Source organism: Flavobacterium sp. (assembly GCF_044377315.1).
Classification (GTDB): Bacteria; Bacteroidota; Bacteroidia; order Flavobacteriales; family Flavobacteriaceae; genus Flavobacterium.
This window is the reverse complement of sequence record NZ_JBILJG010000015.1, coordinates 1-24,128: the sequence shown is the minus strand read 5'-3', so window position 1 is coordinate 24,128 and position 24,128 is coordinate 1. Positions and strand designations below refer to the sequence as shown.

The following is a 24,128-nucleotide window of genomic DNA, read 5'->3' as shown; positions in this document are numbered from 1 at the left end:
TATGAATGAAACGCTAAAGAGAGCCATTTCTGGAGCTATTTATATACTTCTATTAATAGGTTCAACACTATATTCAAAAGAAAGTTTTTTTACTTTATTTGGCGTTTTCATGTTAATTGCTGTTTATGAATTTTGTAATTTAATTCAAATCAAAAAAGTTTTTCCTATTCTTTTTGGTTTTTTCTTATATTCAAGTATCATTTTAGTAAGTTTTTATAAAAATGAGAGTCAAGATTTTCTTTTAAAAAACCTCAATAAAAACTACGATATTTCACTAAATATCAATCAGTTAAATCTTGTTTTACTTTCAATTACGATGGTTGTTTCTATAAAGTGTATTTTATTTTTATTTTATGACAAAATGCAAACTATCAGTAACTCATCCAAATATCTGTATCTTTTAGGCTATATAATTCTTCCCTTTATTTTTATTGTAAAAATTTCATTTGGAATAAAAAGTTATAATCCAAAAATCATTTTAGGCTTATTTATTCTTATTTGGACAAACGATACTTTTGCTTATTTAGTCGGAAAATCTATTGGGAAAAATAAATTATTTGAAAGAATTTCTCCTAAAAAAACAATAGAAGGTTTTGTTGGCGGGATTGTTTTTGCTGTAATAGCAAGTTTTTTTATATCCAAATATTATATCGAAGGAAAGCAATTAGCCCAATATATTTGGATAGGAATTGCATTAATGGTAGGTGTTTTTGGAACTACTGGTGATTTAATTGAATCAAAATTCAAACGAATTGCTGGTGTAAAAGACAGTGGGAAAATAATGCCAGGTCATGGTGGTGTTTTAGATCGACTAGATAGTGTTATATTTGTAGCACCATTCATATTTTTGTTTTATCAAATTTTATATTATGTTTCATAAAGAAGGCGGAAAAATCATATTGATTTCGACAACATTAACGGTTGTATTTTTATTATTAGCTGATAATTTTATAGAAATTTTTTGGCTACAAAAAGCAATAGAGATAGCTACATTGTTATTTCTAATTATAATTTTACAATTTTTTAGAAATCCGAAAAGAGACTTGATTGTAAATAATAATGTTATAATCGCACCAGTTGATGGAAAAGTGGTAGTTATTGAAGAAGTTTTTGAAAGTGAATATTTTAAAGACAAACGTCTTCAAGTTTCTATATTTATGTCGCCAATAAATGTACATGTAACTCGTTTTGCAGCAAGCGGAAGAATCAATTTTAGCCAATACCATCCTGGAAAATTTCTTGTAGCCTGGCATCCAAAAGCTAGTGAAGAAAACGAACGCACAACTGTTGTTATCGAAACTAAGAATTTTGGTGAAATTTTGTACCGTCAAATTGCAGGTGCTTTAGCTCGTAGAATTGTAAACTATGCCGAAGAAGGAATGCAAGTAGTTCAAGGTGAAGATGCTGGCTTTATAAAATTTGGTTCGAGAGTTGATATTTTTTTACCTTTGGGCACAGAAATAAATGTAAAATTGAACCAAAAAGCAATTGGTAACCAAACTATTATAGCTACAAAGTCGTAAATGGTAGAAAAAGATTTAGATACTCGATTTCAAGAAGCCGTTGAAATTGCAGAAACTATTCCGCAAGCTTCCTTACCGCAAGATGTTCAGTTGCGCTTGTATGCCTATTACAAGCATGCTACTTCTGAAAATAATATTGTTTCTTCAAATCAAATGCTTAATTTTGATTTAAGAAATGCTTTTAAAACCAATGCCTGGATGCAAATTAGTCATCTTAGTATTAATGAAGCTAAAGAACTATACATCAAAAATATACTCGAAATCCATAATTCAAGAAAATAATTTTCTCATGAAAAAATTTGTGTTTTTTTCTTTTTTTCTATTACTTATATCTTGTAACAATAAAAAACTAACCGAAGTTGTAGAAGTTCCGCTTCCTGCAGCAGAAGAAAAGCTTACAATTGGTAATCCTGATGATGTAAAAGCCGATGAAGGAATATTTGAATTAAAAAAATTACCTTATGATTATGATGCTTTAATTCCTCATATTGATGCGGCTACAATGGAAATTCATTATTCCAAACACTACTTAGCTTATACAAATAATTTGAATAAAGCTTTAGCAAGTGAAGAAGAAACCGATTTAACAATTGAAGAAATTTTGAAAAAATTGGATATGAAAAACGCTGCATTACGAAACAATGCAGGTGGTTACTACAATCATAATCTTTTTTGGGATAACATTACTCCAAAAGCCGGTGGTCAACCTAAAGATACTTTGGCGAGTTCAATTAAAAGAGATTTTGGTTCGTATGCTAACTTTGAATCAGCTTTTAAAGATGCCGCAAATAAACAGTTTGGTTCTGGTTGGGCTTGGCTTGTTACTGATGAAACTGGTAAACTTCAAATTACTTCAACTCCAAATCAAGACAATCCTTTAATGCCAATAGCAGAAATAAAAGGCATTCCAATTTTAGCATTAGATGTATGGGAACACGCATATTATTTGAATTATCAAAATAAAAGATCAAGATATATTGATGCTTTTTTTAAAATTATCAATTGGAAAAAAGTAGAAGAACGTTACAAAGAAGCAATAAAAAACTGATTTACTTCATTTCAAAAGAAGTTTCTACTATCAAACTATTTGCAACAAAAATATTTACTTGATAAATACCTTTTACAAAACTAAAGAAAGGCAATTTTAAAATAAAATGCAGAATTAATCTAGTCTAATTAGGACAAAAATCTATAACTAATTAACTATATAATCATAATGTTAATTATTTTTTTCAATCATATTAAAAATTTTATCTGAAAAAGCTTAGATTGTTCAAAAGGTTTAATTATTACATCATTCATACCACATAATAAAGCTTGTTCTGAAACTTCTTGTTTATCAAAGTTGTAAGATCTAAATAGGAAGTGTATGTCCTTTTTTTCTAATTTGTTTTGTTGTTTCAAAACCGTTAATTATTTGCATATTGATATTCATCAATAGGATGTCAAATTTTTCTTTGTCCAAAATCTCAATAGCGGTGTACCATCATCAACAACCGTGCATTTTAATTTATTGTTTACGAGTGTTTTACTGTTTACTATTTATGGAGTTCGAAGTTCGTGTGTAATTGAAAAAACAATGTGAATGCCCGTTAATAATAATGAGAAAATTCTAGACAATTATGAATGTAAAATTAAAGAATGAAAATAAATTTAATTTCTTATTAATTTTCTGTATTTGATACGCTTAGGAGCGACATCGCCTAATCGTTTTTTCTTGTTTTCTTCATATTCAGAAAAACTTCCCTCATAAAAATATACTTCGGAGTCTCCTTCAAAAGCTAAAATATGAGTACAAATTCTATCTAAAAACCATCTATCGTGTGAGATAACAACTGCACAACCAGCAAAATTTTCTAGCCCTTCTTCAAGTGCTCTAAGTGTGTTAATATCTAAATCGTTGGTTGGCTCATCTAGTAAAAGTACGTTTCCTTCTTCTTTAAGAGTCATAGCAAGATGCAGACGATTACGTTCACCACCAGAAAGAGCGGAAACTTTTTTGTTCTGTTCGCTTCCGCCAAAATTAAATCGAGACAGATACGCTCTCGAATTAACTTGTCGTCCACCCATCATGATTAATTCTTGGCCATCACAGAAATTTTCCCATATTGATTTGTTTGAGTCAATATTAGAGTGCGCTTGATCAACATAAGCTATTTTAACAGTTTCTCCAATAGTAAACTTTCCACCATCAGGCTTTTCTTCACCCATAATCATTCTGAAAATAGTTGACTTACCAGCACCGTTTGGACCAATAATTCCAACAATACCAGCTTGTGGCAAAGTAAAGTTCAAGTTATCATAAAGTAATTTATCTCCAAAAGCTTTTGCAACCGTTTTGGCTTCAATAACATTAGTTCCTAATCTAGGACCATTTGGAATATAGATTTCTAATTTTTCATCTAATTCTTTTTGATCTTCATTTAAGAGTTTATCATAGTTTTGCAAACGTGCTTTTTGTTTAGTTTGACGCCCTTTAGCACCTTGTCTAACCCAATCAAGCTCACGTTCAAGAGTTTTTCTTCTTTTTGACGCCACTTTTTCTTCTTGCTCCATTCGCTTTGATTTTTGATCTAGCCAAGATGAATAATTTCCTTTCCATGGAATACCTTCACCTCTATCTAGTTCTAAAATCCACCCTGCAACATTGTCTAAGAAATATCTATCGTGTGTTACAGCGATTACTGTTCCTGCATATTGGGCTAAATGTTGTTCTAACCAAAGTACACTTTCTGCATCTAAGTGGTTGGTTGGCTCATCTAATAATAATACATCAGGTTGTTGCAATAATAATCGACAAAGAGCAACTCTACGTTTTTCTCCACCCGATAGCACTTTAATTGGAGTTTCAGCATCTGGCGTTCTTAGAGCGTCCATAGCAACTTCAAGTTTATTGTCTATTTCCCAAGCGCCAGCAGCATCAATTTTGTCTTGTAATTCTGCCTGACGATCCATAAGTTTTTGCATTTTATCGGCATCTTCATAAACTTCTGGCAGACCAAAACTATCGTTTATTTTGTTGAATTCGTCAAGAAGTGCATAAATTTCGGCTGCTCCTTCACGCACAATTTCTATTACTGTTTTAGTTTCGTCAAGTTGTGGTTCTTGTTCCAAATAACCAACTGTATAACCTGGTTGAAAAACTACATCGCCTTGGTAATTTTTATCAACACCAGCAATGATTTTTAATAATGTAGATTTTCCCGAACCATTTAATCCAAGAATACCAATTTTTGCTCCGTAAAAGAAACTTAGGTAAATATTTTTTAAAACTTGTTTGTCACTTCCTTGATACGATTTACTCAATCGTTGCATTGAAAATATTACTTTCTTATCGTCTGACATTTTTATATTTTTATTGTTTATTTTTAATTTTTAATTGTTGATTCTAATTTCTAATTTCTGAAATCTAAACCCTCCCTTTTAGTGAGCTAAAAACCCATGCGTTTGCCAGAAAACCGATTCCAACAGTTGCAAAACCCCAACCAGCTATATCATCATAACGGAAAGCTCCAAGAGCAATTAGAATCAATCCCATAATAATCATAATAAGAGTTGCCCAACCCAAAACAGTATTTTTATTCATTCCCATAGTTCATTTTTTTTAGGATTACAAATATCGCAAAATTTAAGATTAATTAAAAATTGTAACCAACATTTCCTTCAACAAATCGTGATTACTTAACGAATTGGAGCCTACGCCCTTGCTTTTTACATCAATATCTCGTAAACCAGCCACAATGGCACTTACTTTTTTCATAGGATAATTTTTTAAAGCCACATCATAATCTTTTATAAAAAAAGGGCTTATACCGAGTACAGAAGCAACATTTTTAGGGTTTTTATCTTTTAATCCGTGATACTTCAGCACTTTTACAAAATAACTAAAGACCAAACTTGTAGTAACAACCATTGGGTTATCTTTGGGGTTATCGGCAAAATATTTTGCAATTTTATAAGCCTTTAATTGGTTCTTTGCTCCTAACGCATTTTGCAATTCAAAAACATTAAAATCTTTGCTAAATCCAATATTTTCTTCAATGTCTTTGGCACAAATGGTATGCCCTTTTGGCAAGATTATTTGAAGTTTATTTAACTCATTACTTATTCTGCTCAAATCGTTTCCTAGAAATTCAACTAACATAGCATTTGCTTTTGGTTCAATAGAATAACCTTTTCCTTGGAGCACACGTTGAATCCAAGTTCCGACTTGATTTTCATACATTTTTTTACTTTCAAAAACGAGACCAACTTTATCCAATAACTTTACTAGTTTTTTACGTTTATCGAGTGTTTTATACTTGTAAGCCATTACCAAAACGGTTGTGTCTTGAAAATTTTCGGCATAACTTTCTAATTTATCAATAGTTCTAGCCAATTCTTGTGCTTCTTTTACAATAACAACTTGTCTATCAGCCATCATTGGATATCGTTTGGCGTTTCCAACGATATCTTCAATAGTTACATCCCGACCATACAAAACAGTTTGATTAAAATCTCGTTCGTGTTCTTGCAACACATTTTCTTCGATATATTCCGTCAATTTATCAATATAATAAGGTTCTTCACCCATCAAAAAATAAATTGGCTTAATATTTCCAGCCTTAATATCGTTTATAATTTTTACAACTTCGTCCATTATTTTAAGTATTCAGTTGGCAGTCGCAGTTGGCAGTTACTATAAAATAACTATTTTTGCTTCATGCAAAAGTTGAACTTTCCAGTTTATTCGTTTCGGTTCAAAAATAGTGAAAATAAAGTTGCTATCTTTGATGAAATTAGGAAAAAATTTATCATTCTCACTCCAGAAGAATGGGTTCGTCAGCATGTTGTAAAATTTCTTATTGAAGAAAAAAAATATCCAAAATCATATATTAATGTTGAAAAATTAATCAAAGTCAATGGTTTGAATAAACGTTATGATGTTGTTATTTTTCAACCAAATGGTGCGCTATCATTGTTGGTAGAATGTAAAGCACCTGAAATAAAAATTACGCAAACCACTTTTGACCAAATTGCTCGTTATAATATGACTCTAAAAGCAGATTATCTTATGGTTACAAATGGCTTAAATCATTACTTTTGCAAAATGGATTTTGAAAATGAAAAATATACTTTTCTCGAAGAACTTCCAGAATTTGAAAAATAGACAGATAAATACAAGATGAAAGACAAAAAAATAGCTGTTGTTATACTCAATTGGAATGGAGCAAAATTGTTAGAGCAGTTCTTGCCTTCTGTCATTTTTTTTTCTGATGAAGCACAAATTTATGTTGCCGATAATGCTTCCAAAGATGAATCGATTGCTGTTTTGAAAACCAAATTTCCTTCGGTAAAAATCATTCAAAATGAAGCCAATTATGGTTTTGCAAAAGGTTATAATGAAGCATTACTATATGTTGAAGAAGACTATTATGCTTTAGTAAATTCAGATATTGAAGTTACCGAAAATTGGCTTGCTCCTATCCTATCTATTTTTGAAAATCAACCCGAAATTGGAATTATTCAACCTAAAATTTTAAATTTCAAAAACAAAGAATATTTTGAATATGCTGGTGCAGCTGGCGGATTTATTGATAAATATGGTTATCCTTATTGTCGCGGTCGCATTTTTGATACTATTGAAAAAGATTTGCATCAATATGATGATGAAAAAGAAATTTTTTGGGCTTCGGGTGCTTGCTTTTTTATTAGAAAAGAGATTTATAGAACATTAAAAGGTTTTGATGATGATTTTTTTGCGCATCAAGAAGAAATCGATTTGTGTTGGAGAGCTTTTAATCTTGGTTATAAAATAAAATACACTTCAAAATCAGCAGTTTATCATGTTGGTGGCGCCACTTTAAACGAAGGAAATCCGATGAAGACGTTTCTGAATTTTAGAAATTCACTTTTAATGTTGACTAAAAATTTACCAAAATCTAAATTAATTCCAATCATCTTTTCAAGATTAATTCTTGATGGAATTGCAGGAATTCAATTTGTTTTCAATGGAAAAATTCAACACTGTCTTGCTATTGTTAATGCACATTTTTCATTTTATGCAAAGATTTCCAAAACATTACAAAAAAGAAATGGCAAACAAAGTAAAAACTACTATAATACCAATAGCATTGTTTACACGTATTTTGTAAAAAACGGCAAGGTCTTTGAGTAATAGTTAACAATACTTTAGCTTACATTTTGATTTGCATCAAGTATTAATTAGTAATTTTGTAAAAATTAAAAATAATAAATCAATTATGAAAAAAGTAATTTTAATTCTTTCGTTAGCCACTTTAACCTTAACTTCATGCGGAACTAAAAAGAAAATTGCCGATTTAGAAAAACAAAATAAAGATTGTCAAGATTTATTAAATTCGACAACTGTAAAATTGAACATGTGTTTATCTGAAAAAGAAGCTTTAAATCAACAAAACGATTATTTAAAGAAAAATAATTCTGAGTTAATCAACAATATTGGTAACATGACAACTTTGACAACAAAAGGTGCTCAAAATATAGAAAAAGCATTAGAAACAATCAAAGAAAAAGATTTAAAAATCAATAGATTACAAGATGCATTAACTAAAAAAGATTCTGTAACTTTAGCGTTAGTTTCAAGTTTGAAAAAATCAGTTGGACTTGACGATAAAGATATCAATGTAAATGTTGAAAAAGGCGTTGTTTTTATCAATATTTCAGACAAAATGCTTTTCAAAAGCGGAAGCTATATGGTAACTGACAGAGCAAAAGAAATTTTAGGAAAAGTGGCTAAAGTTATCAATGACAAACCAGATTTTGAGTGCATGGTTGAAGGTCATACTGATAATGTTCCGTTTACAGGAAATGCAATTTTGCTTGACAACTGGGATTTAAGTGTAAAAAGAGCAACAGCTATTACAAGAGTATTAACCAAAGAATTAGGTGTAAAACCATCTCAATTAATAGCAGCTGGAAGAAGCGAATATATTCCATTAGTAGATAACAATACTTCAGAAAACAGAGCTACTAACAGAAGAACTCGTATTGTAGTAATGCCAAAAATTGACGAATTCTACGATATGATTGAAAAAGAAATGAAAAACTTGAGTAAATAGTTTTATTTACAAGGTACAAAATAAGATTTATAAAAATCCAAAAGTTTAACCTTTTGGATTTTTTGTTATTATAAAATATCCAAACTTCCTTTTCCTTCTCTTATAACTACTGGTTCATAACCTGATAAATCGACTATTGTTGACGGAATATTATAGCCATATCCACCATCAATAACTGCATCGACTTGGTTTTGCCACTTTTCAAAAATCAATTCGGGGTCGGTTGAATATTCTACAATTTCATCATCATCATGAATGGACGTTGAGATTATCGGGTTTCCTAATTCTTTCACAATAGCACGAATAATGTTGTTATCGGGAACACGAATTCCGACTGTTTTTTTGTTTTTAAAAACTTTAGGTAAATCGTTATTTCCTGGCAAAATAAACGTGTAAGCGCCAGGCAAAGCTCTTTTTAATAATTTGAAGGTTGAAGTATCAATTTGTTTCACATAATCAGAAAGATGACTCAAATCGGAACAGATGAAAGAAAGATTGGCTTTTTCTAATTTGATTCCTTTTATTTTAGCCACTTTTTCCAATGCTTTGTGGTTGGTAATATCGCATCCTAAGCCATAAACCGTATCGGTTGGATAAATTACCAAACCTCCATTTCTAAGAATTTCAACTACTTTTTTAACAGCCGCTTCGTTTGGTTTGTCTTCGTATATTTTAATAAATTGTGACATAGTAATTTTTTTAAAATAAATTTAAGCATTAAATTCTAACCAATCACATCCAATTTAGCAAAACGCAATAATAGTTTTTTAATACCGCCGACTTCAAATTTTATTTCGGCTTTTTTGTCAGCACCAGCTCCTTCTAAGTTTAAGATTTCACCTTTTCCAAAACGTTCGTGCATTACTATATTTCCAACCGTTAATCCGCTATCAAACAAGTTGTTATTTGATTGACTTCCAGAATTTAGTGGTTTTAATTTTCTGATAGTAACTGTAGGTTCTTCACCATATTTTTTGGGTGGCGTTCCAGAGGTTGGTTTTGCCAATCGCAATTTTGATTTATCAATATCACCAAAAATGTCGGTATCAATCATTGGTTTATAACGATAATTGGTTTCTTCTGGCGTTATATATTCTAAATATTGAGAATCAATCTCGTTTATAAATCTAGAAGGCTCGCTATCGGTTAGTTTTCCCCAACGATAGCGTGATTGTGCATAAGTTAAGTATGCTTGTTGCTCGGCACGCGTTAAGGCAACATAAAACAAACGACGTTCTTCTTCCAATTCGCTTCGAGTATTTAAACTCATTGCACTTGGAAACAAATCTTCTTCGAGACCAACCACAAAAACATGAGGAAATTCTAACCCTTTTGCTAAGTGAATCGTCATTAAGGCAACTCTGTCATCATCACCAGTATCTTTGTCTAAATCAGTTGCTAAAGCTACATCTTCCAAAAATTCGGCTAATGCACCACGAGCGCCATCAACTTCTTTTTGACCTTCAGTAAAATCTTTTATACCATTTAACAACTCTTCAATGTTTTCAATACGAGCGATTCCTTCGGGTGTGGCATCTTTTTTTAATTCTTGCACCAAACCTGTTTTTTTGGTTACATGATCGGTCAAGAAAAAAGCGTCTTGATTTTCATTTATCACTTGAAAACTTTGAATCATGGTCACAAAATCAAGCAATTTTTGTTTTGTTCCCGAATTTAATTTCAAATCTATTTTTTCAATATTTTGCATTACTTCAAAAATAGAACGCTTGTAATGATTGGCTGCAATCGTTAGTTTTTCAACAGTTGTATCACCAATTCCACGAGCTGGATAATTGATAACACGAATTAATGCTTCTTCATCTTTCGGATTTACAACCAATCGTAAATAACAAAGAACGTCTTTAATTTCTTTTCTTTGATAAAAAGACAAACCACCATAAATTCGATACGGAATATCGCGCTTACGCAAAGCATCTTCCATCGCTCTTGATTGCGCATTGGTTCTATACAAAATTGCAAAATGCCCATTCATCAACTGATTTTGCATTTTTTGTTCCCAAATAGTGCTAGCTACAAATCTGCCTTCTTCGCTATCGGTAATACTTCGGTTAACTTTTATTTTGTTACCATAATCATTGGCTGTCCAAACTACTTTTTCTAATTTGGTTTTGTTTTTATCAATGATATTATTGGCGGCTTCCACAATATTTTTTGTTGAACGGTAATTTTGTTCTAATCGGTAGGTTTTTACATTTTCGTAATCTTTTTGAAAATTCAAAATGTTATTGATATTCGCACCACGAAAAGCATAAATACTCTGTGCATCATCACCAACTACGCAAATATTTTGAAATCTATCAGACAAAGCTCGCACAATCAAATATTGAGAATGATTGGTATCTTGGTACTCATCGACCAAAATGTAGCGAAAACGATCTTGGTATTTGGCTAAAACATCTGGAAAACGATTTAACAATTCATTGGTTTTCAACAATAAATCATCAAAATCCATGGCACCAGCTTTAAAACATCTATCCACATAATTTTGATAAATTTCACCTAATCTCGGCTTTTTTGACATTGCATCAGCTTCTTGCAATTCTGGATTATTAAAATAGGCTTTTACTGTTATCAATGAATTTTTATAAGAAGAAATTCGACCAAGAACTTGTTTGGGTTTGTAAACATCTCTATCCAATTGCATTTCTTTGATAATCGCCGAAATCAATCGCACAGAATCTTGAGTGTCATAAATGGTAAAATTAGATGGATAACCTAATTTATCAGCTTCTGAACGCAAAATTCGAGCAAAAACAGAATGAAAAGTTCCCATCCAAAGGTTTTTGGCTTCACTTGAACCAACAATATCTGAGATACGTTTTTTCATTTCGCGAGCAGCTTTGTTGGTAAATGTTAGTGCCAAAATACTAAATGCATCAACACCCAAACTCATCAAATAGGCAATTCTTATAGTCAATACACGCGTCTTACCAGAACCCGCACCAGCAATAATAATCATTGGTCCATCTTTTTGTAAAACTGGTTCTTGTTGGGCTTCGTTAAGTTGACTTATGTACTTTTGCATAAAAATGGAAATAAAAATCCAAATTTAAGCTTAGTACATTCAAATTGCAATATATTTTTATAGTTTATTCTATTATATTTGTCAACAATTACTAATTACATCTTTATTTATGAATACTGAAAAAATTATTGAATTAGCCTTTTACACTTTACCAGCCTTGATTACTGGAGCTGTTGCCTATTATTTCTTTCAACAATTTGTTGTAAATGAAAATAACAGAAGGCGTTTCTTATTGATGAAAGAAAATCAAAAAGATGCTTTACCCTTGCGTTTACAAGCTTATGAAAGATTAACGTTGTTTATGGAAAGAATCAATCCAACCAAATTATTGATTAGAATTGCTCCGATTTCGCAAAATAAAAACGATTATGAAAATTATGTTATTGCCCAAATTGAGCAAGAATTTGAACATAATTTGACACAACAAATTTACGTTTCAGAAGAATGTTGGACCATTGTTATGACGGCAAAAAATGCTACTATTCAAATGATTAGAAAAACAAATATGAGCGAAAAAATTGAAAATGCCGATAAACTTCGTGAAACTATATTGAATGATACTTTTGACAAACCATCGCCAAGTAGTGCTGCATTGGCATTTATAAATAGTGAAGTGAAATCTTTTTTAGCTTAAATCAATAACTTATGTCCAGAAGTAAAATTCGTATTGATAAAACTTGTCTCAATTGTAATCATGTTGTAGCAGTACGTTTTTGTCCCAACTGCGGACAAGAAAACAGCGATACTTGCAAAACGTATCATCATTCATTTCTAACAATACATTAAAATGAAAAAAATAGCTCTTATAATTGTATCATTTTTAGCGATTTCTTGCTCAACTACCAAAAAAGTGACCACTAAAAAATCGGACATAAAGGTTTTTGATTACAATAATTATATCAATGTAATTTCTGAAGAAAGCCTAAAAACCAATTTGACTATTATTGCTTCCGATGAAATGCAAGGCAGAAATACAGGCGAAATTGGACAAAAAAAAGCAGGCGAATACATTATAAATCAGCATAAAACCAACGGACTTTCTTTTCCAAAAGGCGCTACTGATTTTTACCAAAAAGTGCCTTCTGAATATATGAAAAAAGGATTTAGTCCAAAACTAAATGATTCAGAAAATATTTGGATTTATATTGAGGGTTCAGAAAAATCAGATGAAGTTGTGGTAGTTTCGGCACATTATGACCATGTTGGAATGAAAAATGGCGAAATTTATAACGGTGCAGACGATGATGGGTCGGGAACAGTTGCACTAATTGAAATTGCAAAAGCATTCCAAAAAGCAAAAGACGACGGATTTGGACCAAAACGCTCCGTATTAATTTTACACGTTACTGGGGAAGAACACGGTCTTCATGGCTCAAGATACTATACTGAAAATCCTTTGTTTCCTTTAGCAAAAACCGTTGCCGACGTTAATATTGATATGGTTGGTCGAAGAGATGATTTTCACAAAGATTCAAATAATTATGTTTACCTGATTGGTTCTGATTATTTATCGACTGATTTATTTACCATTTGTGAAGAAGTAAATAAAAAATTCATAAACTTAACGTTAGATTATAAATACAACGACCGCAAAGACCCTAATCGTTTTTACTATCGTTCAGACCATTACAATTTTGCCAAAAACGGTATTCCGTCTGTATTTTTATTCAACGGAACTCATGCCGATTATCACCAACCAACAGATGACGTAGAAAAAATTGAGTTTGATGCTTTGACCAAAAGAACGAAACTTGCATTTACAATAGCATGGGAAATCGCAAACAGAAAAGACAGACTTGTGGTAGATAAAGACGGAAAATAGATTGGAGAAATTTCAAGTTTATATAACAAAAAAAAAACCAAATTCTTTAATGAATTTGGGTTTTTTAAATTTATATATTTCACTTCCTGCTTCGTATATCTAACCTAGTAACTTAACTATACATTATTTTTCTTAACTCTTGTACTTTTTCATCATCAAGATAATCATCAAAAGTCATGTAACGATCTATTGCTCCTTTTGGTGTTAACTCCACTACTCTATTTCCAACGGTTTGAGCAAACTCATGGTCATGTGTTGTGAAAATTACTGAACCTTTAAAGTTTTTCAATGAATTGTTAAATGCCGTAATCGATTCCAAATCTAAGTGATTGGTTGGTTCGTCAATCATCAATACGTTGGCTCTTTCCATCATCATTCGAGATAACATACAACGTACTTTTTCTCCACCCGATAAAACGCGACTTGTTTTTAGCGCTTCTTCTCCCGAAAAAATCATTTTACCCAAAAATCCACGGATGTTTACTTCTTCACGTTCTTCTTCGGTTTTTGCCCATTGACGTAACCAATCTACTAATGAATAATCGTTTTCAAAGAAAGAATGATTATCAACTGGTAAATATGCTTGGTTAGTTGTAACGCCCCAATCATAAGTTCCTGAATCAGCTTTCTGGATTCCATTCAAAATATCATAAAAAGCAGTTGTTGCTCTTGAATCTTTAGAAAATAAAACAATTTTATCACCTTTTGCCATGTTCAAATCAACACCTGTAAAAAGTGTTTCCCCATCAACAGATGCGCTCAAGTTTTGAACATTTAAAATTTGGTCACCTGCTTCACGCTCTTGGTCAAAAATAATGGCAGGATAACGACGACTAGATGGCTTTATATCAGAAATATTTAATTTAGAAATCATTTTTTTACGAGAAGTCGCTTGTTTCGATTTGGCAACATTCGCACTAAAACGACGGATAAATTCCTCTAATTCGGCTTTCTTTTCTTCGGCTTTTTTGTTTTGTTGTGCACGTTGTTTTGCTGCTAACTGACTAGATTCGTACCAAAAAGTATAATTTCCAGAATAATGATTTATTTTGCTAAAATCAATATCCGAAATGTGCGTACAAACAGCGTCTAAAAAGTGTCTATCGTGCGAAACTACAATCACCGTATTTTCATAGTTAGCCAAGAAATTTTCTAGCCAAGCAATGGTTTCAAAATCCAAGTCATTGGTCGGCTCATCCATAATTAAAACATCTGGATTTCCAAATAATGCTTGTGCTAATAGCACCCTTACTTTCAGTTTACCATCTAAATCAGCCATCATGGTGTAATGATTATCTTCGGTAATGCCAAGATTTGACAACATCGCAGCTGCATCAGAATCTGCGTTCCAACCATTCATTTCTTCAAATTGTACTTGCAATTCTCCTATTCTATCAGCATTTTTATCATCATAATCGGCATAAAGTTCATCCATTTCCTTTTTTACAGCAAACAAAACTTTATTTCCCATCATCACCGTTTCAAGAACGGTATGTTCGTCAAACAAGTTGTGATTTTGATTCAAAACCGACATTCTTTTTCCAGATTCTAAATGAACATGTCCAGAAGTTGGATCAATATCGCCCGAAATAATTTTTAAAAAAGTAGATTTTCCAGCTCCGTTTGCTCCAATTACGCCGTAAATATTGCCTTGTGTAAAGGTTGTGTTTACTTCGTCAAATAAGATTCTTTTACCAAACTGAACTGATAAATTATTAACTGTTAACATGAATTAGGTATTTTTAATTTCGATGCAAAAGTAGTGAAAAGCGTTCAGTTTTTTGGTAAAAAAAAATCACTTTTTATACTCCATCTTTAAAGCTACTTTTAAGGCTTCATTATTAGTTAAAACTTTGGCTATAATCGAATAAAATCCTAAAACCAACTATTATTAATTTGATGTACTACAAATATTGAACTATAAAGTGCTAACCTTGTGGTATTGTGTAAAATGAACTATGTTTGCAGAAATTAATTATAATAGGGTTTAACAAAAAACACAATGATTAGAAAAATTACTCTTTTGGTGTTACTTACCACTTTTACTTCGTCATTTTCACAAAATTTAAATTTTATAAACAAACCAGATAAATTAATTCCACGTGGTGGTTCTGCAAGTTCTAAAGACCAAAGTAACGATATTATGTATATAACCAATGGCTTTTCGACCGACCAGCCCTATACTTCAGAAATTGAAGCTTATAATTTTTATGAAGATTTGTGGTATCTATACACACCCTCAACACCAACTATTGCCAAAAGATATGGAAATATGGAAATTTTGGGCAATACAATGTACCTCTTTAATGGTTTAACAAGTTCAGGAGTCAATAACAAATTGGAACAACTAAATCTAGAAACAGGAGTATTGACTCAAAATACTACGCTAAATCCAAATCCGGTTTTCAGTGCTGGAAGCACAGTTTGGGGCGATTATTTAATTAGCTTTGGAGGTTGCTCTAGTAACTTTAATTCTCAATATTCTAAAAAATTATACAAAATTGCACCTTGGGGAGAATGGACAGCACTTGCAGATATGCCCGTTGGGTTACAGACCAAAGGCGAAGTTGTTTATGATAGTAATTTTAATGCTAAGCTATATGCTTTTGGTGGTTATAGTGAGACCAATGCAACTGCTGAAAACTTTGAAACCATAATCGTAGGAAGTAATATCGCTCTTACCGATTGGGTAAATGTGGCAGAAGTAGGAACAAAACTTTACAAAGGAAGAACTTTTACAGCTAACAAATATGCCGAAATTACAGCATTTGAAACTATAGCTGCCAATCAGCAACCAACTAATGTTTCTTGGTTAATTTCAAATTCGTTGACAGCGCTAAGTTCTGATCAAGTATTATTAAACTTTGAAACTAAAGACGTATTTAATAATGGAGCAACATTGCAAGCCTATCTAATTACCAATTGGACGGGAGATATTACCACTTCAACCAAAACGTTACTAGATTCCAACATCGCCAGTGGAACGGCAACAGGATACGCAGCCAATTTTACTTTTTCAGGGAATATTCCACTTACTGGAGATTTAAGTAACTTTAGAATTGGTTTTAAATATGTTGGTGGCTATGCTCCTACTCCTAAAACAACGACTTATCAAATTGATAATGTGAGGGTTTACAAAGCAAATTATTCAAACAATATTTATATTTATGATTTTGCTAACAACCAATGGACAACTTCTAATACTTTATTGCCCACTTCATTATCAGCTTATGCTGTAGCAAAAGGAGAACTTACAGATACTAAACTATACATAACAGGAGATTACAGCAATCAAACCTTTACAGGTGTATATGATACTACTAACGATACCTTTACCACTCTAACGCAAACCAACATGATTGGAAGAAGACATCATACCTCTGAGATTTGGCAAGATAAACTTTTTATTATTGGAGGAAATACAACGCCATTTATTTCAAGTAGTCTAGTAAGTACGCAAAGTGCCGATTTACCAACACTAACTGCAGCAGCATTTGAAACAAATACAGCATTACAACTATATCCAAATCCAGTACAAAACAGTTTCAATCTTTTATTTGATAAAGAAATTTCAACTGTATCAATTTTCAATTTAATTGGTCAAGAAGTAATTGCAAAATCTTTAAATTCAAAAGAAGGAATTATAGATATTTCTATTTTAGCTACTGGAACTTACTTGGTTAAAGTAACTTCTAACGGAGAAGTGAAAACAACCAAAATCATAAAAGAATAAAAAAGAAATTCCAAAATTAAAATCCCAAATTCCTAAATTTATGGAATTTGGGATTTTTTTTTAGAAAAAGATTGAACAATTTTAAAACAATCAAATTCCAATAATTTAAGAAGATTTAAATACAATTAAAAAAAATAGCTTTAATTTGTAGGTAACAAACAAACTAAAATGCAATTTGACCCAAACAAATTAGAGTCGTCAATTGTTTACAAACTCTTGACAGGTTCGATTATTCCTAGACCAATTGGCTGGATTTCATCTGTTGACCAAAACGGAATTAACAACCTTGCTCCTTTCTCCTATTTTAATATAGTTGGTGAGAAACATATCATGTTTTCAACTGCTAAAAACAAAGGTCAAAATAAAGATACTCTCAACAATATTCTTCAAAACAATGAATTCGTTTTAAACATGGTTACAGAAGATGTTGTTGAGGCTATGAATATGACATCAAAAGAATTACCAGCTAATGTAGATGAATTTTTATATGCCAATCTTACAACTATTGATTGCGAATTGATAAAACCCAAACGGGTTAAAGAATCTAAAATTTCTTTTGAATGCAAAATGATTCATTCTTACACAATGCCGCATCCAGAAAATAATGGAGCGACAATGGTTATTGGAGAAATTGTAATGATGCACTTTGATGATGATGTGCTTTTAGATAATTACAAAATCAATATGGAAAATTACAAACCTGTTTCAAGATTAGCAGGTTCTAGTTATAGTAAAATAGGAGAACTTTTCTCTATTAAAAGAAGTTAAATAAAATAAATCCGCGGTAATCAGCGTTGCAAATCATCCGTTTCATCCGCGTTCCATTAAAATATGAAAATAACAGTTATAGGTGGTGGTCCAGGCGGACTTTACTTTTCGATATTAACAAAAAAAGCAATGCCGCATTGCCAAATTGATATTTATGAAAGAAACAAACCCGATGATAGTTTTGGTTTTGGTGTAGTGTTTTCAGATGAAACCTTAGGTGAATTCTTAAAACGCGATATGAAATCGTATGAATTAATTAGAAGTAAATTTGCCTATTGGGATGATATTATAATTGCGAGAGATGGTGAATCTGTAACTATTGCAGGAAATGGTTTTTGCGGTTGTTCCAGAAAAACCCTTTTGCAACTACTTCAACAACGTTCTGTCGAAGAAGGTGTAAATTTGCATTTCGAACAAAATGTAGATGATTTATCTCAATTTGCAGATTCCGATATTATTCTGGCTACAGATGGAATTGGAAGTGCCATTCGTACAAAATATCAACAGGAATTCGGAACCAAAGTCGAATTAAAAAAGAACCGTTTCGTTTGGATGGGTTCTACAAAACCGTTAGATGCTTTTACCTATTTTTTCAGAAGTACGCCACACGGAACCATCGTGGCACATTCGTATCAATACGAAGAAGGTATGAGCACTTGGATTTTTGAATGTAGCGATGAAACTTGGCAAAAACACGGTTTTGAAGTCACCAACGAAGCAGATACGATGGCAAAAATTGCCGAAATATTTGCAGAAGAATTAGACGGACATCCATTAATTTCAAATAAATCACATTGGCGTCAGTTTCCGCATGTTACCAATCAAAATTGGTATCATAATAACATTGTTTTATTAGGTGATGCCAAAGCTACAGCCCATTATTCTATTGGATCAGGAACAAAATTAGCGATGGATTCTGCTATTGGTTTATCCGATGCGGTGATTGCTCATCCAAATGATGTACAAGCCGCTTTTGCCCAATACGATAAAACCCGAAGAAATACGGTTGAAATGATTCAGTATGCCGCCATCGTTTCATTAGATTGGTTTGAAAATATGGATCGTCACATGCAACATTCGTTTCATCAATTTGCATTTGGCTGCATGACGCGTTCCAAAAAAGTAACGTACGAAAATTTACGTCTAAGAGATAGTTCATTTACAGATAAAGTTTTGGTTGAGTTTAATGACAATTGCAATGTCAATATCAAAAATCAATCAGCTGCGTTTTCAAAATTCAAACTAAGAGATTTAGAATTGCAAAACCGTATCGTAATGTCGTCAATGGGGCAATATGTAGCCGAAAACGGAGTGGTAAATGATTGGCATTTTCAGCATTATACATCAAGAGCTGTGGGTGGTTTAGGATTAATTCTTACTGAAATGACTGCTGTTTCAGTTACTGGAAGAATTACTGAAGGATGCGCTGGAATTTATACCGAAAATCAAGTAATTGCTTGGAAGCGAATCACATCTTTTGTACATCAATATACTCAAACCAAAATTGGAATTCAATTAGGACATTCAGGACGAAAAGGCTGTTCAAAAATTCCTTGGGAAGCACAATTTCAGGGTAAAAAATGGGAGTTGCTTTCGGCTTCTGCCATTCCGTTTAATGAAAATTCTGATAGTCCGAAAGAAATGACTTTAGCAGATATGCAATTGGTTAAAAATCAATTTGTGCAAGCGGCTAAAAATGCTAATGAAGCTGGTTTTGATATGATTGAATTACAAGCGCATCACGGATTCTTACTGGCTTCTTTTTTGTCACCGTTAACCAATATTCGCACCGATGAATTTGGCGGAAATGTTCAAAATCGTTTAAAATATCCATTAGAAGTTTTTACAGCCATTCGTGAATTTTTCCCTTCTGAAAAGTCAATTTCTGTAAGAATATCCGCTACCGATTGGACAGAAAACGGAATTTCAGAACAAGATGTTTTGGTAATTTCGGAAGCATTTAAAAAAGCGGGTGCGGATATCATCAATGTTTCCTCAGGAAATACGGTTGCTAACCAAAAACCACAAACAGGAAGAATGTGGCAAACGCCTTTTTCAGATGCGGTACGAAATACGGTTCATATTCCAACAATTACAGCTGGATATATTCAAGATATTGATCAAATTAATACCATAATTTTAAACGGAAGAGCCGATTTAGTAGCACTTGGAAGACCTTTGTTATTGGATGCTAATTTTGTGCGAAATGCGCAAGCTTATGAACAATTTCAGGCAAATGACATTCCAAACCCTTATAAAATGGGCGTTTCACATTTGTATCCTTTAAAAGCTTCGGAAAGAAAACAAGCAGAAGGTATGAAAAAAGCGTTGAAACCTAAGAGTAACAAGAAGTAATTAATAATGAAAGATAATTTTGCTCATTTAAATTTACCTAATCTGGAATTACAACCAGAATATACCTTTTTGGATTTACCACAATTCCAACATCCTGAACTATTGAATTGTGTTGATAAACTATTAGACAATCACATCAAAGAAGGTCGAGGAAATGCAGTTTGCATACGAACATTTGAAGAAACTTGGACGTACCAAGATTTGTTTGAAAAAGCCAATCAAATTGCACATGTTTTAGTCGATGATTTCGGCTTACAATCCGGAAACCGTGTCTTGTTGCGTTCGGCGAATAACTCAATGATGGTAGCTTGTTGGTTTGCAGTTTTAAAAGCTGGCGGAATTGTCGTAGCAACCATGCCATTGCTTCGTGCTAAAGAAATAACCACTATAATTGATTGTGCTGAAATTTCTCATGCGTTTTGCGATAGCGATTTAGCTGAAGAAATGAATTTAGTCCAATCAAATTTTCTAAAAAAAGTAAGTTTCTACAGAAATTCCGATTTAGAAAAGTTAATGGAATCCAAACCAAAAACATTCGAAAATTATCATTCAAAAGCAGATTCGGTTGCGCTTATTGGCTTTACTTCGGGTACCACAGGTTTACCAAAAATGACAGCACATTATCACAAAGATATTTTGAATATCTGCGAAGCATTTCCAAACTATTCGTTGCAGCCTACTTCAAATGACATTTTTATTGGAAGTCCGCCCATTGGTTTTACTTTTGGTTTAGGCGGATTGGTGTTGTTTCCGATGTATGTTGGTGCTTCCACTTTTTTAATCGAAAAACCGAGTCCAGATGTATTGTTAAAAGCGATTCAAGATTTTAAAATCACGATTTGTTTTACCGCTCCAACTGCTTGGCGAGTGATTACCACTAAAATTCAAGACTACGATATTTCGAGTTTACGAAAATGTGTTTCCGCAGGTGAAACCTTGCCGTTAAAGGTTTGGCAAGATTGGTATGATGCCACAGGGTTAAAAATTATTGACGGCATTGGTGCTACCGAAATGTTACATATTTTTATTTCGTCAAACGAAGAGAACATGAAACCTGGCGCAACTGGAAAAGCCATTACGGGTTACGAAGCTAAAATTATTGACCAACAAGGCAACGAATTACCAAGAAATGAAGCAGGAAGATTAGCGGTTCGAGGAATTACAGGTTGTAAATATTTGAATCGAGAAGAAAAACAAAGAGAATATGTAGAAAATGGCTGGAATATTACTGGCGATATTTTCCGTCAAGATGAAGAAGGTTATTTTCATTTTGTTGCTCGTGGCGATGATATGATTATTTCTTCAGGCTATAATATTGCGTCAATTGAAGTAGAATCCGTACTTTTAACTCATGAAAATATTTTAGAATGTGCCGTTGTGGGTTTACCCGATGAAGAACGAGGCATGTTGGTTTGTGCGCATATTGTTTTAAAAGAACAAGTAACGGCAGATGAAGCCTTAAAAATTCAGATTCAAAATTGGTTTAAAAACACGGCAGCACCTTATAAATATCCAAGAGTAATCCATTTTGTGGATTGTTTGCCAAAAACAGAAACGGGTAAAATTCAACGATTTAAATTAAAATAGAATTAAGATGAGAGTATTAAGTAATAAGATTTTATCCAATCATGTTTTTAGTTTTATAACTTTTTTAATGCTTGTTTTTATATTCAATTCTTGTAATATAAAAATTAAAAAAGAAATAAATTCTACTTTTGAGAAAGTGAAAAGAATTGAAATTTTGGCGTATGAAGATAGAAATCAATGGACTAAAGAAGATAATCCTGATTTTTTAAAATTAAATTATATTCAAAACGGAAAACTTGAAATAAATAAAAAATATTTAAGAAATAGAATTTCCTTAAATAAAGAACAAATCGAAATTCTGAAAAACAAACTTAGGAAATGTGAGACTGAAAATTGGGCTGCAGCTTGCTACGATCCTCGTCATGCGATATTATTTTATGACAAAAATGATAAAATATTTGGTTACATAGAAATGTGTTTTGATTGTAATGGTAGAAGATCTTCAGAAAATTTCAAAGTTTTTTCAGAATGTGCTTTAGGGCTTGAAGAAACATTTAAAGAATTTGGTGTAACTTACTTTGGTGAATAAGAGATCAATTAGTGCAAATTTGTGTTTAAAAAAAGTAAATATGAAATTTATAAAACAAGAAAAAGTTCGTTTTCAACATATTGATTATGCCGGAATAGTTTTCTATCCGAGATTTTTAGAAATGCTCAACGGTTTAGTTGAAGATTGGTTTGAAGAAGCCTTAGACAGACCTTTTTCAAAAATGCACGAAACAAATGGTATTCCAACAGTTGATTTGAAAATTCAATTCAAAAATGCCGCACGTTTGGGCGAAATATTAACCAAAAAATTGTGGGTAAAAGAATTAAAAAACTCTTCAATAATTTGTGGATTTGAGTTTGAAAACGAAAGCAATAATATAGTTTTAGAAGGCGAAGTTACCTTAGTAAATGTAGCTTTCAACCCAGAAAGAAACGGCATCAAAGCAGAACCTTTTTCAGAAGAAATGAAAGTGAAAATTCAAAAATATTTAAATTCATAAAAACTTAGCGAAACTCTGTGATAACTTAGTGAAACTTTGTGTAACATCATAACTATGGAATTCAAAAAATTCAAAGCCGCAACAGTACAAACATCACCAGTTTTTCTGAATGTAGAAAAAACAGTGGATAAAGCCATTTCTTTTATTAAAGAAGCCGCCTCAAACCAAGCAAAACTTATTGCTTTTCCCGAAGTATTTATTTCAGGATATCCGTATTGGAATTGGATTATGACGCCTGTTCAAGGTAGTAAATGGTACGAAGAATTATATAAAAATTCGGTTGATATTTCTGGACCGGAAATCAAGAAATTATGCTTGGCGGCTAAAGAAAATGATATGCATATCGTGATGGGAATCAACGAACGAGGCAAAAGCTATGGCGAAATTTACAATACCAATTTAATCATTGATAATAAAGGCGTTATCATTGGAAAACATAGAAAGTTAGTCCCAACTTGGGCAGAAAAATTGACGTGGACTTCTGGTGATGGTTCTTCGTTAAAAGTATATGATACCGAAATAGGACCTATCGGAACATTAGCTTGTGGCGAAAACACGAATACATTAGCCCGTTTTACACTGCTTTCTCAAGGCGAATTGATTCACATTGCAAATTACATTTCGCTTCCGGTAGCACCACCAGATTATGATATGGCTGAAGCGATAAAAATTCGTGCTGCCGCGCATTCTTTTGAAGGTAAATTATTTACAATTGTTTCGTGTTCAACAGTTTCTCAAGAAATAAAAGATGCCTTACGTGCCGATGTGCCAAATGTAGATGAATTATTAGATAGAAAAAGTTCGGCATTTTCTGGATTTATTGGACCTAACGGAGCAGTAATCGGTACGCCATTAATTGATGAAGAAGGAATTGTATATGCTGAAATTGATTTGGAAAAATGCATCCAACCGAAACAAATGCACGATATTTTAGGGCATTACAACCGATTTGATATTTTCGATTTGAGAGTAAATACCGCTCCCACACGAAATATTACATTTATTGATAATCACGAGGAGTTTAATAAGAGATAATAATAGCCACGGATTATAAGATTTTCACGGATAAAGCAATATGTAAAATCCTTTTAATCCTTTAATCAGTGGCAGAAAAATAAGAAAATGGAAGATAATAACTTTTCAGATGACCAAATCGGTCGTGCAAGAGTACAAGATTCACCCGAATTAGTTGCCTATTACAAAGAACTTGAAGCTTTAGGCGCAGG

23 protein-coding genes are annotated in these 24,128 nt (G+C 32.3%); 16 read left to right on the top strand and 7 right to left on the bottom strand.

Annotation, left to right across the window (positions count from 1 at the left end; translation table 11 throughout):
* Position 1: 1 nt before the first annotated feature.
* The 4 genes from ACIQ66_RS06340 to ACIQ66_RS06325 are packed head-to-tail and all read left to right on the top strand — an operon-like array spanning position 2 to position 2,571.
* Positions 2 to 880, top strand: a complete 879-nt coding sequence (locus tag ACIQ66_RS06340; RefSeq protein ID WP_396211951.1) for a phosphatidate cytidylyltransferase — start codon at positions 2 to 4, stop codon at positions 878 to 880.
* Complete coding sequence (locus tag ACIQ66_RS06335) at positions 870 to 1,523, top strand: phosphatidylserine decarboxylase family protein (protein ID WP_396211950.1); 654 nt, start codon at positions 870 to 872, stop codon at positions 1,521 to 1,523. Before ACIQ66_RS06340 ends, ACIQ66_RS06335 begins: the two co-directional genes overlap by 11 nt.
* Positions 1,524 to 1,805, top strand: a complete 282-nt coding sequence (locus ACIQ66_RS06330) for an acyl-CoA-binding protein (protein WP_396211949.1) — start codon at positions 1,524 to 1,526, stop codon at positions 1,803 to 1,805.
* 7 nt (positions 1,806 to 1,812) lie between these two features.
* Positions 1,813 to 2,571 carry a superoxide dismutase gene (locus tag ACIQ66_RS06325; protein WP_396211948.1) on the top strand — a complete coding sequence of 253 codons (759 nt, stop codon included), beginning with the start codon at positions 1,813 to 1,815 and terminating at the stop codon, positions 2,569 to 2,571.
* 306 nt (positions 2,572 to 2,877) lie between these two features.
* Here the strand turns inward: ACIQ66_RS06325 and ACIQ66_RS06320 are convergent, their stop codons facing one another.
* The 4 genes from ACIQ66_RS06320 to holA form a co-directional block, all read right to left on the bottom strand.
* Positions 2,878 to 2,991 carry a response regulator gene (locus ACIQ66_RS06320; RefSeq protein WP_396211985.1) on the bottom strand — a complete coding sequence of 38 codons (114 nt, stop codon included), beginning with the start codon at positions 2,989 to 2,991 and terminating at the stop codon, positions 2,878 to 2,880.
* 185 nt (positions 2,992 to 3,176) lie between these two features.
* Positions 3,177 to 4,868: an energy-dependent translational throttle protein EttA gene (ettA, locus tag ACIQ66_RS06315; RefSeq protein WP_396211947.1), complete on the bottom strand. Its 1,692-nt coding sequence runs from the start codon at positions 4,866 to 4,868 to the stop codon at positions 3,177 to 3,179.
* A gap of 64 nt (positions 4,869 to 4,932) precedes the next feature.
* The gene (locus tag ACIQ66_RS06310; RefSeq protein WP_396211946.1) at positions 4,933 to 5,115 is read right to left on the bottom strand and encodes a CAL67264 family membrane protein; all 183 of its coding nucleotides are present in this window, start codon (positions 5,113 to 5,115) and stop codon (positions 4,933 to 4,935) included.
* Positions 5,116 to 5,157: 42 nt separating this feature from the next.
* Complete coding sequence (gene holA, locus ACIQ66_RS06305) at positions 5,158 to 6,162, bottom strand: DNA polymerase III subunit delta (protein WP_396211945.1); 1,005 nt, start codon at positions 6,160 to 6,162, stop codon at positions 5,158 to 5,160.
* 63 nt (positions 6,163 to 6,225) lie between these two features.
* Here holA and ACIQ66_RS06300 point away from each other — a divergent pair, with 63 nt between their 5' ends.
* From ACIQ66_RS06300 to ACIQ66_RS06290, 3 genes are all read left to right on the top strand, one after another.
* The gene (locus tag ACIQ66_RS06300; protein ID WP_396211944.1) at positions 6,226 to 6,672 is read left to right on the top strand and encodes a type I restriction enzyme HsdR N-terminal domain-containing protein; all 447 of its coding nucleotides are present in this window, start codon (positions 6,226 to 6,228) and stop codon (positions 6,670 to 6,672) included.
* Between the two features lie 15 nt (positions 6,673 to 6,687).
* Positions 6,688 to 7,680, top strand: a complete 993-nt coding sequence (locus ACIQ66_RS06295) for a glycosyltransferase family 2 protein (RefSeq protein WP_396211943.1) — start codon at positions 6,688 to 6,690, stop codon at positions 7,678 to 7,680.
* 85 nt (positions 7,681 to 7,765) lie between these two features.
* Positions 7,766 to 8,602 carry a flagellar motor protein MotB gene (locus tag ACIQ66_RS06290; protein ID WP_396211942.1) on the top strand — a complete coding sequence of 279 codons (837 nt, stop codon included), beginning with the start codon at positions 7,766 to 7,768 and terminating at the stop codon, positions 8,600 to 8,602.
* 68 nt (positions 8,603 to 8,670) lie between these two features.
* Here the strand turns inward: ACIQ66_RS06290 and ACIQ66_RS06285 are convergent, their stop codons facing one another.
* The gene (locus tag ACIQ66_RS06285; protein ID WP_396211941.1) at positions 8,671 to 9,291 is read right to left on the bottom strand and encodes an L-threonylcarbamoyladenylate synthase; all 621 of its coding nucleotides are present in this window, start codon (positions 9,289 to 9,291) and stop codon (positions 8,671 to 8,673) included.
* Positions 9,292 to 9,326: 35 nt separating this feature from the next.
* Positions 9,327 to 11,648, bottom strand: a complete 2,322-nt coding sequence (locus ACIQ66_RS06280; protein ID WP_396211940.1) for an ATP-dependent helicase — start codon at positions 11,646 to 11,648, stop codon at positions 9,327 to 9,329.
* 109 nt (positions 11,649 to 11,757) lie between these two features.
* Between ACIQ66_RS06280 and ACIQ66_RS06275 the strand changes: the two genes are divergently transcribed.
* Together ACIQ66_RS06275 and ACIQ66_RS06270 are read left to right on the top strand one after the other, a co-directional pair.
* Complete coding sequence (locus ACIQ66_RS06275; RefSeq protein ID WP_396211939.1) at positions 11,758 to 12,282, top strand: hypothetical protein; 525 nt, start codon at positions 11,758 to 11,760, stop codon at positions 12,280 to 12,282.
* 153 nt (positions 12,283 to 12,435) lie between these two features.
* Positions 12,436 to 13,470, top strand: coding sequence for a M28 family metallopeptidase (locus ACIQ66_RS06270; RefSeq protein WP_396211938.1), 1,035 nt, complete (start codon positions 12,436 to 12,438; stop codon positions 13,468 to 13,470).
* Positions 13,471 to 13,582: 112 nt separating this feature from the next.
* On the opposite strand, the gene ACIQ66_RS06265 is transcribed toward ACIQ66_RS06270, so the two are convergent.
* On the bottom strand, positions 13,583 to 15,199 hold the full coding sequence (locus tag ACIQ66_RS06265) for an ABC-F family ATP-binding cassette domain-containing protein (protein WP_396211937.1): 1,617 nt from the start codon (positions 15,197 to 15,199) through the stop codon (positions 13,583 to 13,585).
* A 273-nt stretch (positions 15,200 to 15,472) separates the two neighbouring features.
* Between ACIQ66_RS06265 and ACIQ66_RS06260 the strand changes: the two genes are divergently transcribed.
* The 7 genes from ACIQ66_RS06260 (at position 15,473) to ACIQ66_RS06230 (ending at position 23,937) form a co-directional block, all read left to right on the top strand.
* On the top strand, positions 15,473 to 17,203 hold the full coding sequence (locus ACIQ66_RS06260) for a T9SS type A sorting domain-containing protein (RefSeq protein ID WP_396211936.1): 1,731 nt from the start codon (positions 15,473 to 15,475) through the stop codon (positions 17,201 to 17,203).
* Positions 17,204 to 17,371: 168 nt separating this feature from the next.
* Complete coding sequence (locus ACIQ66_RS06255) at positions 17,372 to 17,971, top strand: flavin reductase family protein (RefSeq protein ID WP_396211935.1); 600 nt, start codon at positions 17,372 to 17,374, stop codon at positions 17,969 to 17,971.
* A gap of 63 nt (positions 17,972 to 18,034) precedes the next feature.
* On the top strand, positions 18,035 to 20,326 hold the full coding sequence (locus ACIQ66_RS06250) for a bifunctional salicylyl-CoA 5-hydroxylase/oxidoreductase (RefSeq protein WP_396211934.1): 2,292 nt from the start codon (positions 18,035 to 18,037) through the stop codon (positions 20,324 to 20,326).
* A gap of 6 nt (positions 20,327 to 20,332) precedes the next feature.
* A complete protein-coding gene (locus ACIQ66_RS06245) occupies positions 20,333 to 21,913 on the top strand; it encodes an AMP-binding protein (RefSeq protein WP_396211933.1) in 1,581 nt (526 codons plus the stop codon).
* Positions 21,914 to 21,920: 7 nt separating this feature from the next.
* Positions 21,921 to 22,442, top strand: a complete 522-nt coding sequence (locus tag ACIQ66_RS06240) for a hypothetical protein (RefSeq protein ID WP_396211932.1) — start codon at positions 21,921 to 21,923, stop codon at positions 22,440 to 22,442.
* Positions 22,443 to 22,482: 40 nt separating this feature from the next.
* Positions 22,483 to 22,902 carry an acyl-CoA thioesterase gene (locus ACIQ66_RS06235; RefSeq protein WP_396211931.1) on the top strand — a complete coding sequence of 140 codons (420 nt, stop codon included), beginning with the start codon at positions 22,483 to 22,485 and terminating at the stop codon, positions 22,900 to 22,902.
* A 54-nt stretch (positions 22,903 to 22,956) separates the two neighbouring features.
* Positions 22,957 to 23,937 (top strand): carbon-nitrogen hydrolase family protein, encoded by a 981-nt coding sequence (locus ACIQ66_RS06230; RefSeq protein ID WP_396211930.1) that lies wholly within the window; start codon positions 22,957 to 22,959, stop codon positions 23,935 to 23,937.
* Positions 23,938 to 24,128: the final 191 nt, after the last annotated feature.

Excerpts from the sequence above, each read along its gene's own strand:
- ACIQ66_RS06340 (WP_396211951.1), top strand. The coding sequence starts at position 2 with ATGAATGAAACGCTAAAGAGAGCCATTTCTGGAGCTATTTATATACTT.
- ACIQ66_RS06335 (WP_396211950.1), top strand. The coding sequence starts at position 870 with ATGTTTCATAAAGAAGGCGGAAAAATCATATTGATTTCGACAACATTA.
- ACIQ66_RS06330 (WP_396211949.1), top strand. The coding sequence starts at position 1,524 with ATGGTAGAAAAAGATTTAGATACTCGATTTCAAGAAGCCGTTGAAATT.
- ACIQ66_RS06325 (WP_396211948.1), top strand. The coding sequence starts at position 1,813 with ATGAAAAAATTTGTGTTTTTTTCTTTTTTTCTATTACTTATATCTTGT.
- ettA (WP_396211947.1), bottom strand. The coding sequence starts at position 4,868 with ATGTCAGACGATAAGAAAGTAATATTTTCAATGCAACGATTGAGTAAA.
- ACIQ66_RS06310 (WP_396211946.1), bottom strand. The coding sequence starts at position 5,115 with ATGGGAATGAATAAAAATACTGTTTTGGGTTGGGCAACTCTTATTATG.
- holA (WP_396211945.1), bottom strand. The coding sequence starts at position 6,162 with ATGGACGAAGTTGTAAAAATTATAAACGATATTAAGGCTGGAAATATT.
- ACIQ66_RS06300 (WP_396211944.1), top strand. The coding sequence starts at position 6,226 with ATGCAAAAGTTGAACTTTCCAGTTTATTCGTTTCGGTTCAAAAATAGT.
- ACIQ66_RS06295 (WP_396211943.1), top strand. The coding sequence starts at position 6,688 with ATGAAAGACAAAAAAATAGCTGTTGTTATACTCAATTGGAATGGAGCA.
- ACIQ66_RS06290 (WP_396211942.1), top strand. The coding sequence starts at position 7,766 with ATGAAAAAAGTAATTTTAATTCTTTCGTTAGCCACTTTAACCTTAACT.
- ACIQ66_RS06285 (WP_396211941.1), bottom strand. The coding sequence starts at position 9,291 with ATGTCACAATTTATTAAAATATACGAAGACAAACCAAACGAAGCGGCT.
- ACIQ66_RS06280 (WP_396211940.1), bottom strand. The coding sequence starts at position 11,648 with ATGCAAAAGTACATAAGTCAACTTAACGAAGCCCAACAAGAACCAGTT.
- ACIQ66_RS06275 (WP_396211939.1), top strand. The coding sequence starts at position 11,758 with ATGAATACTGAAAAAATTATTGAATTAGCCTTTTACACTTTACCAGCC.
- ACIQ66_RS06270 (WP_396211938.1), top strand. The coding sequence starts at position 12,436 with ATGAAAAAAATAGCTCTTATAATTGTATCATTTTTAGCGATTTCTTGC.
- ACIQ66_RS06265 (WP_396211937.1), bottom strand. The coding sequence starts at position 15,199 with ATGTTAACAGTTAATAATTTATCAGTTCAGTTTGGTAAAAGAATCTTA.
- ACIQ66_RS06260 (WP_396211936.1), top strand. The coding sequence starts at position 15,473 with ATGATTAGAAAAATTACTCTTTTGGTGTTACTTACCACTTTTACTTCG.
- ACIQ66_RS06255 (WP_396211935.1), top strand. The coding sequence starts at position 17,372 with ATGCAATTTGACCCAAACAAATTAGAGTCGTCAATTGTTTACAAACTC.
- ACIQ66_RS06250 (WP_396211934.1), top strand. The coding sequence starts at position 18,035 with ATGAAAATAACAGTTATAGGTGGTGGTCCAGGCGGACTTTACTTTTCG.
- ACIQ66_RS06245 (WP_396211933.1), top strand. The coding sequence starts at position 20,333 with ATGAAAGATAATTTTGCTCATTTAAATTTACCTAATCTGGAATTACAA.
- ACIQ66_RS06240 (WP_396211932.1), top strand. The coding sequence starts at position 21,921 with ATGAGAGTATTAAGTAATAAGATTTTATCCAATCATGTTTTTAGTTTT.
- ACIQ66_RS06235 (WP_396211931.1), top strand. The coding sequence starts at position 22,483 with ATGAAATTTATAAAACAAGAAAAAGTTCGTTTTCAACATATTGATTAT.
- ACIQ66_RS06230 (WP_396211930.1), top strand. The coding sequence starts at position 22,957 with ATGGAATTCAAAAAATTCAAAGCCGCAACAGTACAAACATCACCAGTT.